Source organism: Psychrobacillus sp. (genome assembly GCF_032154225.1).
Classification (GTDB): Bacteria; Bacillota; Bacilli; order Bacillales_A; family Planococcaceae; genus Psychrobacillus.
The window spans coordinates 18,772-34,601 of sequence record NZ_JALDYF010000027.1 but is presented as its reverse complement, the minus strand read 5'-3'; the positions used below and the strand labels follow the sequence as shown (position 1 = coordinate 34,601).

The 15,830-nt window shown below is 37.9% G+C and carries 30 protein-coding genes; all 30 read left to right on the top strand.

Going from position 1 to position 15,830, the window contains the following annotated elements:
• Window positions 1–479, top strand: a 479-nt coding sequence (locus tag RUH95_RS20205) for a conserved phage C-terminal domain-containing protein (RefSeq protein ID WP_313894714.1), incomplete at its 5' end; no start/stop codon positions are given.
• On the top strand, window positions 424–1,257 hold the full coding sequence (locus RUH95_RS20200) for an ATP-binding protein (RefSeq protein WP_313894713.1): 834 nt from the start codon (window positions 424–426) through the stop codon (window positions 1,255–1,257). The genes RUH95_RS20205 and RUH95_RS20200, both read left to right, overlap by 56 nt.
• Window positions 1,258–1,568: 311 nt before the next feature.
• Window positions 1,569–1,871, top strand: a complete 303-nt coding sequence (locus RUH95_RS20195; RefSeq protein WP_313894712.1) for a hypothetical protein — start codon at window positions 1,569–1,571, stop codon at window positions 1,869–1,871.
• A complete protein-coding gene (locus RUH95_RS20190) occupies window positions 1,855–2,358 on the top strand; it encodes a hypothetical protein (protein ID WP_313894711.1) in 504 nt (167 codons plus the stop codon). The genes RUH95_RS20195 and RUH95_RS20190 overlap by 17 nt, the downstream gene beginning before the upstream one ends.
• Window positions 2,355–2,573, top strand: a complete 219-nt coding sequence (locus RUH95_RS20185; RefSeq protein ID WP_313894710.1) for a hypothetical protein — start codon at window positions 2,355–2,357, stop codon at window positions 2,571–2,573. The genes RUH95_RS20190 and RUH95_RS20185 overlap by 4 nt, the downstream gene beginning before the upstream one ends.
• Complete coding sequence (locus RUH95_RS20180) at window positions 2,570–3,088, top strand: HNH endonuclease (protein WP_313894709.1); 519 nt, start codon at window positions 2,570–2,572, stop codon at window positions 3,086–3,088. The genes RUH95_RS20185 and RUH95_RS20180 overlap by 4 nt, the downstream gene beginning before the upstream one ends.
• Before the next feature lie 484 nt (window positions 3,089–3,572).
• A complete protein-coding gene (locus RUH95_RS20175; RefSeq protein ID WP_313894708.1) occupies window positions 3,573–3,755 on the top strand; it encodes a hypothetical protein in 183 nt (60 codons plus the stop codon).
• 49 nt (window positions 3,756–3,804) lie between these two features.
• Window positions 3,805–4,221, top strand: coding sequence for a hypothetical protein (locus tag RUH95_RS20170; protein ID WP_313894707.1), 417 nt, complete (start codon window positions 3,805–3,807; stop codon window positions 4,219–4,221).
• 3 nt (window positions 4,222–4,224) lie between these two features.
• The gene (gene ssb, locus RUH95_RS20165; protein ID WP_313894706.1) at window positions 4,225–4,665 is read left to right on the top strand and encodes a single-stranded DNA-binding protein; all 441 of its coding nucleotides are present in this window, start codon (window positions 4,225–4,227) and stop codon (window positions 4,663–4,665) included.
• A gap of 112 nt (window positions 4,666–4,777) precedes the next feature.
• Entirely contained in the window at window positions 4,778–5,008 is a 231-nt protein-coding gene (locus tag RUH95_RS20160; protein ID WP_313894705.1) for a hypothetical protein, read from the top strand.
• A gap of 290 nt (window positions 5,009–5,298) precedes the next feature.
• Entirely contained in the window at window positions 5,299–5,601 is a 303-nt protein-coding gene (locus RUH95_RS20155) for a MazG-like family protein (RefSeq protein WP_313894704.1), read from the top strand.
• Window positions 5,598–5,978 (top strand): hypothetical protein, encoded by a 381-nt coding sequence (locus RUH95_RS20150; protein WP_313894703.1) that lies wholly within the window; start codon window positions 5,598–5,600, stop codon window positions 5,976–5,978. Before RUH95_RS20155 ends, RUH95_RS20150 begins: the two co-directional genes overlap by 4 nt.
• Window positions 5,975–6,115: a hypothetical protein gene (locus tag RUH95_RS20145; RefSeq protein WP_313894702.1), complete on the top strand. Its 141-nt coding sequence runs from the start codon at window positions 5,975–5,977 to the stop codon at window positions 6,113–6,115. Before RUH95_RS20150 ends, RUH95_RS20145 begins: the two co-directional genes overlap by 4 nt.
• Window positions 6,108–6,524: a RusA family crossover junction endodeoxyribonuclease gene (locus RUH95_RS20140; RefSeq protein WP_313894701.1), complete on the top strand. Its 417-nt coding sequence runs from the start codon at window positions 6,108–6,110 to the stop codon at window positions 6,522–6,524. Before RUH95_RS20145 ends, RUH95_RS20140 begins: the two co-directional genes overlap by 8 nt.
• 31 nt (window positions 6,525–6,555) lie before the next feature.
• Window positions 6,556–6,801: a hypothetical protein gene (locus RUH95_RS20135; protein WP_313894700.1), complete on the top strand. Its 246-nt coding sequence runs from the start codon at window positions 6,556–6,558 to the stop codon at window positions 6,799–6,801.
• 40 nt (window positions 6,802–6,841) lie between these two features.
• Window positions 6,842–7,231 (top strand): beta-sandwich lipoprotein, encoded by a 390-nt coding sequence (locus RUH95_RS20130; protein WP_313894699.1) that lies wholly within the window; start codon window positions 6,842–6,844, stop codon window positions 7,229–7,231.
• A gap of 96 nt (window positions 7,232–7,327) precedes the next feature.
• On the top strand, window positions 7,328–7,480 hold the full coding sequence (locus tag RUH95_RS20125) for a hypothetical protein (RefSeq protein WP_313894698.1): 153 nt from the start codon (window positions 7,328–7,330) through the stop codon (window positions 7,478–7,480).
• Complete coding sequence (locus RUH95_RS20120; protein ID WP_313894697.1) at window positions 7,480–7,671, top strand: hypothetical protein; 192 nt, start codon at window positions 7,480–7,482, stop codon at window positions 7,669–7,671. Before RUH95_RS20125 ends, RUH95_RS20120 begins: the two co-directional genes overlap by 1 nt.
• The gene (locus RUH95_RS20115; RefSeq protein ID WP_313894696.1) at window positions 7,664–8,182 is read left to right on the top strand and encodes a hypothetical protein; all 519 of its coding nucleotides are present in this window, start codon (window positions 7,664–7,666) and stop codon (window positions 8,180–8,182) included. The genes RUH95_RS20120 and RUH95_RS20115 overlap by 8 nt, the downstream gene beginning before the upstream one ends.
• On the top strand, window positions 8,164–8,376 hold the full coding sequence (locus RUH95_RS20110) for a hypothetical protein (protein ID WP_313894695.1): 213 nt from the start codon (window positions 8,164–8,166) through the stop codon (window positions 8,374–8,376). Before RUH95_RS20115 ends, RUH95_RS20110 begins: the two co-directional genes overlap by 19 nt.
• A 17-nt stretch (window positions 8,377–8,393) precedes the next feature.
• Window positions 8,394–8,813 carry a transcriptional regulator gene (locus tag RUH95_RS20105; protein ID WP_313894694.1) on the top strand — a complete coding sequence of 140 codons (420 nt, stop codon included), beginning with the start codon at window positions 8,394–8,396 and terminating at the stop codon, window positions 8,811–8,813.
• Entirely contained in the window at window positions 8,804–9,013 is a 210-nt protein-coding gene (locus RUH95_RS20100; protein WP_313894693.1) for a hypothetical protein, read from the top strand. Before RUH95_RS20105 ends, RUH95_RS20100 begins: the two co-directional genes overlap by 10 nt.
• Before the next feature lie 397 nt (window positions 9,014–9,410).
• On the top strand, window positions 9,411–9,890 hold the full coding sequence (locus RUH95_RS20095; protein WP_313894692.1) for a hypothetical protein: 480 nt from the start codon (window positions 9,411–9,413) through the stop codon (window positions 9,888–9,890).
• A complete protein-coding gene (locus RUH95_RS20090) occupies window positions 9,887–10,171 on the top strand; it encodes a hypothetical protein (protein WP_313894691.1) in 285 nt (94 codons plus the stop codon). Before RUH95_RS20095 ends, RUH95_RS20090 begins: the two co-directional genes overlap by 4 nt.
• Window positions 10,164–10,481, top strand: coding sequence for an HNH endonuclease signature motif containing protein (locus RUH95_RS20085; RefSeq protein ID WP_313894690.1), 318 nt, complete (start codon window positions 10,164–10,166; stop codon window positions 10,479–10,481). Before RUH95_RS20090 ends, RUH95_RS20085 begins: the two co-directional genes overlap by 8 nt.
• Before the next feature lie 135 nt (window positions 10,482–10,616).
• Window positions 10,617–10,991 carry a hypothetical protein gene (locus tag RUH95_RS20080; RefSeq protein WP_313894689.1) on the top strand — a complete coding sequence of 125 codons (375 nt, stop codon included), beginning with the start codon at window positions 10,617–10,619 and terminating at the stop codon, window positions 10,989–10,991.
• The gene (locus tag RUH95_RS20075) at window positions 10,988–12,673 is read left to right on the top strand and encodes a terminase large subunit (protein ID WP_313894688.1); all 1,686 of its coding nucleotides are present in this window, start codon (window positions 10,988–10,990) and stop codon (window positions 12,671–12,673) included. The genes RUH95_RS20080 and RUH95_RS20075 overlap by 4 nt, the downstream gene beginning before the upstream one ends.
• 13 nt (window positions 12,674–12,686) lie before the next feature.
• The gene (locus RUH95_RS20070) at window positions 12,687–13,895 is read left to right on the top strand and encodes a phage portal protein (RefSeq protein WP_313894686.1); all 1,209 of its coding nucleotides are present in this window, start codon (window positions 12,687–12,689) and stop codon (window positions 13,893–13,895) included.
• Window positions 13,855–14,568 carry a head maturation protease, ClpP-related gene (locus RUH95_RS20065; RefSeq protein ID WP_313894685.1) on the top strand — a complete coding sequence of 238 codons (714 nt, stop codon included), beginning with the start codon at window positions 13,855–13,857 and terminating at the stop codon, window positions 14,566–14,568. The genes RUH95_RS20070 and RUH95_RS20065 overlap by 41 nt, the downstream gene beginning before the upstream one ends.
• The gene (locus tag RUH95_RS20060; RefSeq protein ID WP_313894684.1) at window positions 14,565–15,815 is read left to right on the top strand and encodes a phage major capsid protein; all 1,251 of its coding nucleotides are present in this window, start codon (window positions 14,565–14,567) and stop codon (window positions 15,813–15,815) included. Before RUH95_RS20065 ends, RUH95_RS20060 begins: the two co-directional genes overlap by 4 nt.
• The last annotated feature ends 15 nt before the right edge of the window (window positions 15,816–15,830 follow it).

Here is a 15,830-nt window from a genome sequence, read left to right as displayed (position 1 = left end):
GTGTGCTTTCTGAACTAAAAGAAGTGAAGGATGAAAGTTTGATCGGTTACGTAGGAGAACAGGTAGAACACAGTGGTATCAAGGAGTTGTACGATACGTTCACGATACGTGGACAAGAAGAAGAAAAAGAAGAAGAAAAAGAAGAAGAAAAAGAAGAAGATAAAAAGGAAATACCTTTTGTAGAGATAATAAATTATCTCAACGATGCAGCTTCTACTAATTATCGTCATACAACTAAAAAAACAAAAGACCTAATAAAAGCACGTTGGAACGAAGGTTTCAGACTAGATGACTTTAAAGCAGTCATTAATATCAAAACAGCAGAATGGCTTACAGACACAAAGATGAATAAATTCTTGCGTCCAGAAACATTGCTTGGTACCAAGTTTGAATCTTATCTAAATCAGAAAGGCGGTACAACTGGTGGAAAAAATAACGATGCCGCAAAAATTGCTAAAGAATATGACATTCCATTCTGATGTTTGCGAAAAGCATACCTATATACAAAACGGACAGGAGATCGTCAAGCCAATTCAAATGATGGTTATCAAAGGTGAAGTGTTGTGCCCGCGGTGTGAAGCTGAAAAGACTGAACAGCAGTTGCAAGAGAAAATGCAAAGTGAATTTGACCTGTCAATGCAACAGCAAAAATATAACACTCTTTATAATAAGAGCATATTACAAGACAAAACGTTGTTAGATGCTACTCTTGAAAATTTTAAAGCTGAACAATCAGAAGAACGCGAGAATAAGCAAACTGTCATAGAGTCGGTCAACAGGTTTAAAAACGGACAAGTATTTAACGTAGTTCTTCAGGGAAATCAAGGTGCAGGTAAAAGCCACTTAGCTTATGCAACGTTACAAGAATTAAATGGACAAGATACTTCATGTTTATTCGTAAACGTGGAAAGTATGCTCAGGTTAATCAAAGACACATTTAGTAACAAGCAAAGTAAGTATACAGAAAATTACTTTGTTGAATTAATGTCAGAGGTTGATTACCTGGTACTTGATGATATTGGCGCCGAAACTGGAGCTATCGGTACAGATAAAACAGCCACAGACTTTGTGCAACGTGTGCTATATGCGATCACGACAACAAGGCAAGATAAATCAACAATCATTACTACTAATCTATCTAGCGAAACGCTATTTAAAATGTATGACAAGAAATTGGTATCAAGAATGTTCAGGAATCCCAAATTTATTGTTTTTAAAGAGACGAAGGATAAAAGAATGAACAATATTCCATTTTGAAAGTGGTGGAGAGTGTGATCGAATACATCTGTAAAAAATGTGACGTATCGAAAATGCAGTTTGAAATTATACCAAAGGTGATGTGTCCAAAGTGCGGTAAATATTTGGAAGTATTGGAGGAAGAATCATGACTTGCTCAAATTGCAGAGGGATGGGGAGATATTACAGTCAACCCTTTCCCGGAGCATGGGAGGTAAACCCATGCTTGTGTGAAGCATCAGCAACGATCAGAGAGCAGAGAAAAAGAAAGTATGAGGAAGACAGAAAGATATATAAACAACGCATACAGGAAGCGAGGGAGCGTTTTGGATATGCAGGACAATGTTAACCAACCAAAAGGTAAGTATGAAGAAATAGCTATTGCTATCGGAAGGCTTGTGGACGAAAAGAACAAGGCGTACGGTGATGCATTTAATAAATCGGATGAATTTTTGAGACTTTTATATCCTGGTGGCATTGGTCCAGAACAATACGCAGATATGTTAGGGCTGATAAGAGTTTTTGACAAACTAATGAGAATCGCAACGGACAAAGATGCTCTTGGAGAGAGTCCTTGGAATGACATTGCAGGTTACGGAATATTAAGGAGTGAGTCTATTGATAACCTACCCTAAATATTCGAAGCGCGTTGTCGAAGTCTTGGACAAAGGCTCTGACATCACAACAAACGATATGAATTATTTGTTCGAAAGAAAAGTAGAAATCAAAGAAATAGCTGAACGTACAGGATTGAGGAAATCTGAAATATTAGAATACAAAAGATATTATGAAGCTTTTGCACCGAAACCAAAGAAAGAGAGACGACCGTATAGAACATCTGTAGCAGAAGTCGAGCCAACATTAGATAACTATCGCAGGCTAAAGGAAGAATATGCTGATGTTCATATTGCTAAAAAGTTCGGAATGTCTATCCCGACATTACTAGCTTGGAAGATATCTAACGGCTTACAGATTCCTAATGTAAAAGGATTAACGATAGAGAAGTACAAGCAACATAAGCGAGATAAATTAATAGATAAAGAAATTATCCGAAAGTATGGAATGGCAGCGTACATGTTGGTCGGATGGAAAAAATTAAATATTAAGGAGTTGGAGGAATGAAACCCATGTCAGAAACTTGGTACCAGAAGTTTAGAGAATTGGAAATGGAGCTTGCGGAAGAGAAGGACATGGTAATCGAAGTAGATAGATTGTTAATTAAGGAGGAACACAATCATGAAGTTACAAAACAGGAAAATCAGCGATTGAGATTGCAACTGGAGGAAATGAAGCGCATTAATGAGCCATTACGTCAACTGATGAAGGTGATTCTATGAGCTACGGCTTCCATCCTTATTCAAAAGAGGATCAGCTAAAGGTAACAGAAAAGCCGAAGGTGAATAAGAAGCGTTATCCAGAAAGGAAAAAGAAGAAGGCTCAACCAAATAAACCGGAGTTATATAAGGGCAGAGTGATTCCTAAGCGTTCCAAAAGAGGGCGTATCACATCTAAGGAATATGCCGAAGCACAAAGGCAACATGGGGAACATTGCTTCGTCTGCGGGACTACACAAGGATTAGAAGCACATCACGTGAGGTTCCGGAGTAATGGTGGTCGTGGAAATTGGAGAAACATTAGATTCCTTTGCAGTGAACATCATCGAGGTAATCACAGCCCACACAAGAATGAGGATGTTAGAAAAGGATTGGAAATATTGCATGAGGATTTATATGGCGAATGGTTTTGGTCGGATAAGTACGATTTGTTTGTAGCTGATTTAATTCCAAATACGACTGATGAAGCCTTTGAAGAGTTCATGCAAAAGGAGAGTGAGCGCCTTGCTGGTTCTTAAAAATCAAACAATTTACCAATGCGAATATTGCGGTAAACGGCTTTTATCGAAGAATGGAGCAAAGATTCACGAAGAAATATATTGTAGTCAATCGCCGATTGTTAAACAAAGAAGAATTGATGAAGTGAAAGCATGCGTTCACAAAATGGAGACGCAATGGAGTCCTATGTTTGGTGAATCGCACTTACTTGAACCGGACTATGATTATTGCATCAAATGTAATGCGCCGATATGGGAGATACGAGAAATTGAAGGTGATTACTTTTGAAATTTCCAAAGAAAGTCTGGATTAAAGAACATATTGAACAAAATAATGAAGGTGAACAATTGCAGATCGTTACGGTGTACATGAGTGAGGTTAAGGGAGCAAGTTTGGTAATTTTAGAAAAATAGCGATAAAGATCCATTATCCAGTGTAGTCAAATAAAGTGCGAACATGCAAGGGGAACATAGACAGAAAAAGCGACACAAGGGAGCGATATGTTTGGGTATATCAAAAGCTATAGATGAGTTACGACGAACTAGATTAACTTTAGCCAATGATACAAGGTCAGCATTAGATTGGGTGCGTGAGCTGAAAAGTGGAAAGATAGAATCGTTTACAACACAAGAGGCATTATTGGATGATTTAGAGGAACTTTTAGAAAGCATTATTGAAAACAGTTAAGTCACATTCCGAATAAAACACGAATCGAAAATGATAAAAAGGTGAGGATATGGACCAACTAAAGAAATTTGAAAAAGCCCATGAGAATGCACTAAAAGAAATACAGGCGCTAGACAGCCGAATGGACAGCCTAGCACCTTATGAGATAGCTAAACTTCAATACTCTTATACCAAGGCAGAAAGACAAGCCTGGAACATAGCAGCATGGCATAAAAAGAAACAGAAATATTTTGAAGGTACTGCGGAAGTGGCGCAAGGTCAGGAATTTAAAAGAATGCGTGAAGACGGTAAGAACGGAACGGATGCACAATATTTATCCCGCATATCAAAAGGTGGTCAATTGATGCAAGCTGCTGAATTTGAGGGTGATTACATTAGTTGGAGAGGAATTGCGGAATCGTACATTGGGGCCCGTAACGCATTGAAAGACATATTAAAGGCAATTGAATCACAAGGAGGAAGCTAAATAATGATGAACAGAGTCGTGTTGGTAGGAAGATTAACTAAAGACGTAGATTTACGCTATACGCCGAATGGTGTGGCAGTAGCTAACTTCACATTAGCTGTTAACAGAAACTTTAAAAATGATAATGGTGAACAACAAGCTGATTTTATCCAGGTGCAAATTTGGAGAAAGCCGGCAGAGAATGTGGCTAACTACTTGAGGAAAGGCTCACTCGCAGGTGTGGACGGAAGAATACAGACACGCAACTATGAAGGAAGTGACGGTAAGCGTGTATACATTACAGAAGTTGTTGCAGATTCAGTTCAGTTTTTAGAGCCGAAGAAAGACAATCAGCAAGGCAACCAACAAAATAACTATCAAACTAACAATCAACAAAGCCAAGGAGATCCATTTGCTAATAACGGACAACCAATAGATATAAAAGATGACGACTTGCCATTTTGAAAAATCTTAAATCTGCCACGCTAGGTCAATTAATGTACCTAGCGAGGTTTACCGAATATAGATACGCAGCCTTACGTGAGGTGGACAAAAGAATCCCGAGGGAGTGATTCACGTGTTCATAGAAAGTGAGTGGGTAAAAACAGACAACGGAAAAGTTGGTTATGTGATTAGGAAAGAAGAATTTAAGAGTCTAGTAAATTTCCCGAAGATCAAGCGTATGGAATCTGTTATGAATTATAAATTAACCAGGTACGAAGAAACGATATGGGAAAGTAACGAGGATTTGGTCAATATTACCTTAGATACATGGGACAAAGAATGGTTCATGGAAGTGACTAGGTAGGCAGAAACTGTGAAGGAGTGAAAAACGTGAAAAACACAATTGTTAAATGCAGAAGATGCGATGAAAAGTTATTTGAAACTGGTGATATAAAGGTTTTGGGGGATGGTCACGAATACCTATCCTCAAATGCCCAAAGTGCAAGAAAGAATTTTAATGTCATAGTTCGACTATAAAACATACAACGGAGGTAACCCAATGAATAAATGCTTAAAGTGCCAAAAGTCTTACAAGAAAAAGCGTAGTAGTTTCTGTGAAAGTTGTTTCGGAATACTGGTAAAGAGGTGAATGGAATGAATGAGTTAACTGTGAATATAAAACAATGGGCAAGGGAAAGAAACTTGGATACTGCGGACTCTTACAAACAGGCGTTAAAACTGGGAGAAGAGTTTGGAGAATTGTGTGAGGGAATGGCTAAAAATAATCCTGAACAAGTAATTGATTCAATCGGTGATATGTATGTCGTGCTAACGATTCTTTCAATGCAATTAGGGACAAGTATAGAGGACTGCGCAGCTTGTGCTTATGATGAAATAAAAGATCGTAAAGGAAAGATGGTCAACGGAGTATTTGTTAAGGAGGATGACTTGATATGACTGAATGGCTAACTACAGGACAGATGATAGATAGGTTGAAGGTTGGGCAAATAGCTGCAACAGAGAAATATAATCACCAAGGGACGGCATACGTATCGAAAGAAGAGCAAGGTGGATTCTATTGGTGCGATAAAGAAGGTCGCAAAGATGACTATATAATACTTGGAAATAAACATTTCACGGAAGCAGATTGGCGCATCCTACCAACCTTTGTAAGCTTTGAAGATGTCATGAAGGCGTTCAAGGAAGATAAAAAGGTGAAAATTCATTTTAATGATGGCGGGACTCTAACGCTTACTAAATATGCTAGTCTACCACAATTATGTTTTCATGATTTTCTTGAATGCAAATGGACCATAGAAGGCGATACACCATGACACTCGGCAACCTAGAACGACAGGACATCATATTCCAGTTAATGATGAATACTCGTATGACCGAACAAGCATTAAATAAAATGTCTAACGAGAAACTAATAGAAATGTATAAAGCAAAGGTTGAGGTAAATGATTGAGTTTACGATTATGGGTGATCCTGTGGCACAAGCAAGACCAAGAGCCACTACGATAAACGGGCGAGTAAGAATGTACGATACATCAAAATCAAGAAACTATAAGGAGTATATCCGTCTAGCTGCTAGGCGGTACGCTCCACATGAACCACTGGAATGTGCAATAAGAATGACGGTAAAGGTTTATAGACCAATGCTTAAGAACTTCTCTAAGAAGCGCAGGGGTCAAGCAGAAGCAGGTTTATATCGACCGATTACCAAGCCGGACACTTCGAACTATTTAAAAGGCATTGAGGATGCGCTAAACGATTTAATTTACAAGGATGATAGTCAGATAGTGTCCAGTAAAGTGGAGAAGTTTTATAGCGAGAATCCGAGAGTAGAGGTAAGGATTGAAGAGGTAGAGAGTTGACAGAAATAGTTGAGTAAGGAGTTGAAGGTAATTGACTGAATTACAACTTTATAAATTTGTTCAAGAAAAAGAAATTGATTGGCGGGGCGATAAATTGATTTTGTGGATTACACCACATTATTTAAGCGAATTTGCTGAAATAGTAGGAGACAACTACCTTTGTGAAGGTGGAGAACGAGTTTATTTGCTTACGGACGGAGTTATTGCGGTAGAACTTAATGATATTTGTGAGTGTTTTGAAATTGAACCAACTAACATTTTACCGAAACAAAATTGAACCAAGTGGCGACACAAATAAAATTGAAAGGTTGATGAGAATGAAAAAGAAATTTGTAGCAATCCTTATTGTTTTTATGGCAATTATTATGGCTGGTTGTACGGAGGCTGACACAGTAAATAGCAACCTAAGTAAGTCGGCAGATTCATTTAAAGTACAAAGAAGAATAGTGTTCTTTAATGGGATAACTGATAAATACCTACTGACTGTTGAAGGGTTGTGTGCATTGGACATTGCCAGTGATAAACAACTAAAAGTAACTTGCAAAGTGGGAGATGACCAATATAAAAGACATTACCTAGGTTTAAGTGACAACGTTAGTTATTTTGTTGAACAAACTGACGCAAAGACCGAAGACCCATTCCGTTATAAGGTGTTGTTTAGACCAGAATCCATTATTCCTGATGTGGATTTACAAACAAGCAAATAAAACATTGTGTCACAGTTCGAACAAATTGTTGAGTTAGATTATCCAATCTAATTTTTAATAGATTCGAGTATTTAAACGAATTTTGGAGGTAGAGGGATGATTATTCCGATAATTACAATCATAATATGGCTTTTCATTGGTCTTGTATATAGTTTTAAGGAAAATAAGATTCCGAGATTAGTTTTATGGGGAGCAATTCTAGTTGTTGTTTTAAGTGAAATTGAAAGCATTGTTGAAGGTAGAGGTTGATGGATAAAGGACGACTCAAAAAGATAAAAGAGCATTACTCTGATGCAATAGATATAGCTTTATCTGATGGTGGCACGTTGCCTTATTACGATATTGATGTTGCTGATATGAATTGGCTAATCGCTCGTGCTGAATTGGCGGAAAAGATGGAGAGATATTTAGGATTGAAGGAGGTAGAGGTAGATGAATAAAGAACGGTTGGGAATCATTAAGGAAAACTGGAAACATAGACACATGAATACATCTGACGGAGATTGGCTTATCTCCACTGTGGAGGAACAGGCGAATAAAATTGAGTCATTCCAAAACCTTAAGGAAATTTTAGAAGAAGCTAATCACGGGATGTCAGCAAAGGTCGAGGAACAGCAGAAGGAAATAGAAAGATTAAAAGAATTTGCGGAAATGCTAATCGGAGAAGAAGAATTGCATCAACGTGGCGAATACGATACGGAAATGGAGAAGCTAAGAAAGAAAAACAAGACATTGGCAGACAATCATTTCCAACAAAGAGAATTAACGCAGTCACGAGTGGACAAGTTATATAAGTTAAATATGCAATTGCACAGAGAAAACAAACGTTATCGTGAAGGATTAGAAGAATTGAGATTTCAAATCGAACATGTAAGCAGCGATGTTGAGTATTTGCTAGGGTATGTTGATAAAGCACTGGCAGGTGAATCCTCATGCCAATCGAAGAACTAAAACACATAGTCGCTACTCAAAAGACGGTATCGACATCAAGACTAGCTATTTTAGTAAAACGTGTTGAGGAAAAGTATATTCAGCAAGGACAGAAGATCAATAGGCAAACGACAGCGCTTAGAAAGGCTAGTAAACAAATAAAACGTGAGAAAGAAAAGGCAGCAAGATTAAGAGGGCGTTTTGACGAGCAATAGCAACAGGGGGTATCTGTATGACAAAACTTAAGAAAGCAACGTTCCAACACATAGAATCAGAGCTATACAGTTATAACGAAACAGTGAAAGAGATTGAAAGGTTACGCCAAGACATTATCTTCTGCAATACCAACGAAGATGAAAATGAAGGTGGAGGGAGAGGTAATCTGCCATCATCACCTACTGAACGCATAGCAACAGCACTGACGACAAACAGGAAGCTTCAAAATCTAGAAAGTATCGCTTATGCTATTGAAAGAGTCTATAATAATGCTAATGAGGATTACAAAAAGTTAGTACGATTGAAATATTGGATAAAGCCGCAGACGAAGACTTGGGAAGGTATCGCAAGAGAGTTATCCGTAAGTAGGCGTCAGGCATTTAGGTGGCGTGATGAAGTAATACAAGCTATTGGGGAGGTGCTGGGGTGGCGGTAGATGAAAACAAATGGAGTGGGCCATACGATTTCCAAACAGCAATAGAAGAGTGGGCTGAAAGAAACAAAACGATTATGTATCAATATGAGTCAGAAAGAGGAATTGCGTTTGAAAGAAGTGTTATGCATGGTGGGATTCCGACAACTCATAACATCAGTAAAAATCATATTCTTAAAGCCAAATGGTATATCGAAAAGTAACATGACACTATGATGGCACTATTGATGTGATAAAATGGGCTATTATGGTAGTATAAGAAAAATATATCAAAGGCACTCACTAATTGTGGGTGTCTTTTTCTATGTAAAAAAACAAACTTGCTCCTCTTTAGAAGAACAAGCCTGCTATCATTCCGGCTACAACAGCGACTAGGCTGTTTTCCAACTCGAGGTTAAACCCCTTGAAGGATACCTTCATGATCATCACCCTTTACGTTGGATATTATTTGCCAGGAAGGGCGAACCTAGCAATCCAACGGATCAATGTTACAAATTTATTATACTACAAGGTTTTAAGAAATTGATAGAAATACAATAATACAATATTCGACAATTAAGTCAGTTGCGTATTTTAAGAATATCAAAAGGAGTGTTGATCATGGCAGACAATAAGTCGTGCGAAGAAACATTTAGTTATGAATGCGCTTGGTGCAGGTGCAAGATACAAACAATAAAAAGGCGTATAGATGGAACACGATGTCCATATTGTGGAGGGAACTTAAATAGGATTGAGAAGAAAGTTTCAATAGCAAACGTGAAGTTGGATCTATCTGATTCTATTAAAGAATTAAAGGCAATCCAACGTGAAGCAAAGAAAGCTACAGCTGCTTTGAAAGAGTTAGAGTCAATCCAAACTCGAGAAAGTAACCCGTTGTTAAGCATTGAAATAGAATCCTTAGACAATGTACCTAAAGTTATTTATAAAGGTGAAGAGATAACAGGGAAAACAAATATTGATTTCACTTGGGAAACAAAAACATTAGATCCAGGTAAGGTTGAGTTTATGGTGAAGTATTACGATAAGGACGAGACAGGAAGCCTAACTCACATGGTGATTGGGGAGGGACGGAAAGTATGACCAGACCAGTATTCGCCACATGCGATCATTGCAATGAGATATTCTCCGTCAAATATAAAGAGACACAACATCCTAAAGGCATTAAAGAAACATACTTCACATGTATTCACTGTGGTAAAAGATATACTTCATTCGTTACGGACGATAAGGTAAGACAGATGCATAAGAAGATCATACGAATGCGCAGAGGTAATGCTAAGACACAAGAGCTAATGAAGTTGCAAACAGAAATCAATTATAGAATGACAAAGCTAAAGCAAGAGTTGATCAACAATGGATAAAACAAACTATACTTCACGCAAAAGAGTTGGCGATAAAATCTATCACACTTCAGCATGGAGAAAGTTAAGACAGTCTTACTACGGTAGTCAGTACGGTATGTGTGAACGGTGTGATGCACCAGGGGATATTGTTCACCATAAAATCCATATAACAAAAGAGAATGTTAATGATCCTAGTGTAACACTCAATGCAGATAACCTTGAGCTGTTATGTCATAGTTGCCATAACAAGGAGCATAAACAGGTGTATTCGCCTATTCGTAATGAATTGAAATTTGATGAATTTGGGAATTTGGTAAAGAAAACATAAAAAAGAAGGTAACTCCCCCCTATTATTGTGTGAAATTTTGACACAATTAAAGCGAACGCATAGATTTGCGTAACACACAGGAAAAATCCGCGTGACCCCCTACCCCCAAAAAGATAAAGAAAAGAGGTGCTATTTATGGCAAGTAAGAAAGAGTTGACGAAAGATGAACGTGTGAATAAAGAAATACAGCGGCTTAAGCGAATATACAAAGACTTGCCAAAAGATACCCTCATGGTTGTGGAAGGGTTGATCGTGGAAGCTGCTGACTTGCGTATACGACTAGAGGATATCAGAGAAGACTTAGATATTAATGGTTATGATGAAATGTTTTCCCAATCTGAACACCAGGAGCCATATGAAAGAGAGCGGCCGCAAGCAAGAAGGTATATCGCAATGAATAAGAATTTCCAAAGTATCATGAAGCAGTTGGGAGATTACATCCCGAAGCCTGAACCTAAGAAACCAGGTGATGAGGATGATGGTTTTGAAACCTTCGTGAATAGTCGATGAAAAAGTATCCCCTAGCTTACAATCCTGTTATTGAATATTGGGATCAGATCAAATCTAATAAAGTGATTGTAGGCGAAAAGATTAGACGCGTATACAAAAAACTTATTGACGATATAAACGATGCTAATTCAGTTTATGAATATTCTCCCGAAAGAGCGAACCACGCTATAGAATTTGTTGAAAATTTTACAAAGCATAGCAAAGGCGAAATGGGCGGTAAACCATTTAAATTAGAGCTATGGCAAAAAGCTATGACTGCTGCATTGTTTGGATTTATTCATAAGACAGAAGAGACTCGCAAATATCGCGAGTTTATTTTAATTGTAGCGAGAAAAAACGGGAAATCTGCTTGGGCATCTGCAATTGGATTATATATGTTAGTTGCTGATGGTGAACCTGGTCCAGAAATAGTTTCAGCAGCCACCAAAAAAGACCAAGCTAAGATCGTTTGGTTGGAATCTAAACGAATGGTTAAAAAATCTCCTGTATTACGAAAAAGAATAAGAGCGTTGGTTGCTGAATTACTTTCAGACTTCAATGATGGTTCATTTAAGCCACTTTCCAGCGATTCTAATACTTTAGATGGGCTAAACATACATGCAAGTCTAATCGATGAGTTACATGCTATAGAAGATAAGAATTTGTATGACGTAATTGTGGATGGTATGAGTGCGAGGAATCAACCTATCTCCCTCATTACCACAACAGCCGGAACAGTCCGGGAAGGCATATTTGATATAAAGTATGATGAAGTTGAAAGAATCATTAATGGTTATGAAGATCCGAATGGTTACAAGGATGAGCATGTGCTTCCGATTGTTTACGAACTAGACAGCAGGAAAGAATGGACCAATCCTAAGAAGTGGGCAAAAGCCAATCCAGGTCTTGGCACTATTAAAAAACGAGACGAATTAGAGAGAAAAGTTAATAAAGCTAAAGCGAATCCTTTGTTGGTGAAAAACTTACTGACAAAGGATTTTAATATTCGCGAGACTTCATCTGAAGCATGGTTAACGTTTGAACAACTCGACAATAAAGCAACATTTGAAGTAAAAAAGTTAAAGCCGCGCTATGGAATTGGTGGAGTTGACTTATCGCAAACAACAGATTTGACTGCGGCATGTGTTTTGTTTCAAGTACCAGGTAGTGAGGAAATTTATTTTAAGCACATGTATTGGTTGCCGGAGGATTTATTGGAGAAGAGGACAGCGGAAGACAATGTTCCTTATGACATTTGGAGGGAGCAAGGGTTGTTGCGTACAACTCCTGGTAATAAAGTGCATTATAAATTCGTGGTCGACTGGTTCTTGGAAGTCCAAAACGAGCAAGATATTTATTTGCCATGGATTGGTTATGATAGTTGGTCAGCACAATACTTTGTGGAAGATATGCAAACCAAGTTCGGGAAAGACGCCATGCTTCCTGTTATTCAAGGGAAGAAAACTCTCTCTGGTCCAATGAGGAACATGGGAGCTGATTTGGAAGCAAAAAGAATCAATTATAACAATAACCAGATTACGAAATGGTGTTTATCGAATACTTCCGTTGATATTGATAAAAACGATAATATTCAACCATCAAAAGGAAAAACACAAAGAAAACGAATTGATGGTACAGCGGCAATGCTTAATGCTTACGTTGTATATCAAGATAAGAACCAGGATTATGTAAATCTAATTTAAAGGTGGTGAGACATTGGGATTACTGAACCGTTTTAAAAAAGAAAACCGAGCAGTGGAAGTAACCACGTATAAAATGTTTACAGATGAAGGATCAAGTTACTTTGGTTATGACGGTAATGTTTATAAATCTGACATTGTTCGTTCGTCCATACGACCGAAAGCGAGGGCGATTGGTAAAGCTGTAGGGAAACATATCCGAGAAAACGCAGAAGGATTAAAGGTAAATCCAGAGCCATATATACGGTTTCTATTAGAAGAACCTAACCCTTATATGACAGGTCAACAATTACAAGAAAAACTTATTGTGCAGTTGGAATTAAATAATAATGCGTTCGCTTATATCAATCGTGATGTTAATGGAATGCCTATAGAAATATATCCGATTTCATCATCAAGCACTCAAGCCTTAACAGATGATAGAGGAAGACTCTATTTAAGATTTTCTTTAAGGAATGGTAATCAAGCAACTTTTAAATATACAGACATTATTCATTTGAGAAAAGATTTTAATGAAGATGATTTATTTGGTACACATCCGGCAGAATCACTTGCGCCGCTAATGGAAATTGTAACAACAACAGATCAAGGGATAGTAAAGGCGATTAAAAACTCTAATATCGTTAAATGGTTATTGAAATTCAACCAAACATTGCGACCAGAGGACATTAAACGAGAAACTAAGCGATTTGTAGAAGACTTTTTAAGTATCGAAAGTGAAGCGGCAGGTGCAGCTGCAACCGATGCGAAAATGGATGCAAAACAGGTTGAACCAAAAGATTATGTGCCAAACGAAAAGCAAATGGATAGCACAACAGAGCGTATTTACCGTTTTTTTAATACGAATGAGAAGATCGTTTCCAGTTCTTATAATGAAAATGAGTGGGTTTCTTACTATGAAGGCACTATCGAAGCAGATATCATCCAACTAAGTGATGAATACACGCGGAAAATATTTACCAGAAGAGAACGAGGTCATGGTAATAAAATTATGTTTGAATCTAGCAACCTAGCATTTGCTTCACTAAAAACAAAAATGGACTTCGTGAACAATGGTATCGACCGAGGTTACGTTAATGCTAACGAAGGACGTAATGTATTCGGCATGGCACCTATTGAAGGTGGAGACCAATATGTAAGGCGTTTAGATACAGCGCCTATAAATGAGCCGAGAGGGGGTGATAATGGTGAAGAAGATAAAGATAAAGGGAACCATCATATCTAATGATGTGCAATGGATTTATGACTTATTCGACATTGAAGCAACAAGTCCTAACGTGGTGGCTGACGCTCTCGAATCTGCGGGCAATGAAGATGTGGAAGTCATTATCAACTCCGGTGGCGGTGATGTGTTTGCTGGAAGTGAAATTTACACTGAATTGAAATCATATGCCGGTAATGTTACTACGAAAGTCGTTGGTATTGCTGCGAGTGCTGCATCTGTAATAGCGATGGCGGGTAAAAAAGTTCAAATCTCACCAACTGCGCAGATTATGATTCATAATGTTTCTTCTAGAGCTGCTGGAGATTATCGAGATTTGCAACATGAAGCAGATGTATTAAAGAATTACAATAAATCTATTGCTAATGCGTATATGATTAAAAGCGGAATGAAAGAAGAGGAATTACTAGAATTAATGAATAAAGAAACATGGTTTAATGCTCAACAAGCGTTAGAAAATAAGCTTGCGGATGAAATCATGTTTGAAGATCAACTTCAATTCTCTGCAAGTATTGGGAACTCTCCAATGCTTCCACAGCAGGTGATTGACACGATTAGAAATATGAAAGATAAATTTAGTCCGGTTGCTTCCATAGAGGAAAGTAAATCGGATATTTTAATGGAACAAAAAACAAAATTAAACCTATTGAAATTAAAAGGAGATGTTAAGTCATGACAAAAGAACAATATTTAGCACAGCGTAAAGAAATCATGAATACAGCAGAAGAATTGATTGGTGAAGGTAAGTTTGAAGAATCACAAGCTAAAATGAATGAAGTTGAAACCCTCGATAATCGTTGGGAAGAAACAAAGAAAGCTAAAGCTAATCTTGCGGCTCTAAAAGGTAATGAAGAACCTATTAATCTTGAAAACAAATCGGAAAATGTAGGAGGGGGAGAAATATTGGGAACAACTGAACAACCTAAGGTAACGAATGAACAAGATATTTATGTAAATGCATGGGCAAAAGATATGATGGGTCAAAAACTTAATGATAATGAAATTGAAGTATTCGAAAAAGTAAACTCTCGTTTCGATAACGAATTTACTCACGATACAAACAACACACAAGTACTTATTCCAGAAACAATCGCTGCTGGTATTTGGAAGCGTGCTGAGGAACAATATCCATTGTGGGCTGATGTACGTAAATTAAGAGTTAAAGGCCACCTATCAATGATTAAAGGTAATAATAGTGCAGAAGCTCGTTGGTATGATGAAGCAGATACTGTTGATACTGATGAATTAGGTTTCGGAACACTTGAATTGACTGGTAACGAGCTCGCTAAGGCGGTTCAAGTAACTTGGAAACTACGTAAGATGGCAATTTCTGAATTTGTTGCTTACATTCAACGTGAAATTGCTGATCGCATGGGTATTGCCTTGGCTCACGGTGTTTATGAAGGTAAAGGGAAGCCGGGAAGTGGAGAATCATTCAAGCCGGAACCTTACGGAATTAAAACACGCTTAGAAGCTGAAGCAGATACTCCGCAGGTGATTAATTACACTAAAGATAAGTTGGCTTACACAAACCTGACGGCTGCCATGGGTGGTTTGCATTCTTCATATGTAAATGGCTCTGCTATTTATGCAAACAACGCAACTATTTGGTCTGACCTTGCTAATCTTGTGGATGGTAATGGTCGCCCAATGTTCATTGCCGATGTAATGAGCGGTGGAGTTGGTCGTATTTTCGGACGGGTAGTTAAAGCTGATGCTTCTATTCCAGTAGGAGAAATTCTTGTGGGTAATCCTGGCTCTGGTTATATCGCAAACATCAATGAAGATATCACTATGTACAAAGAAGAGCATGTTCGTGAACGTTTAACTGATTACATGGGTTATGCAATCGTTGATGGGGATGTTGTGGACAACGAAGCATTTGTTATCTTACGAGTTGGAGAAACAATACCAGAAGTTTAATCGAAAATTAGGAGG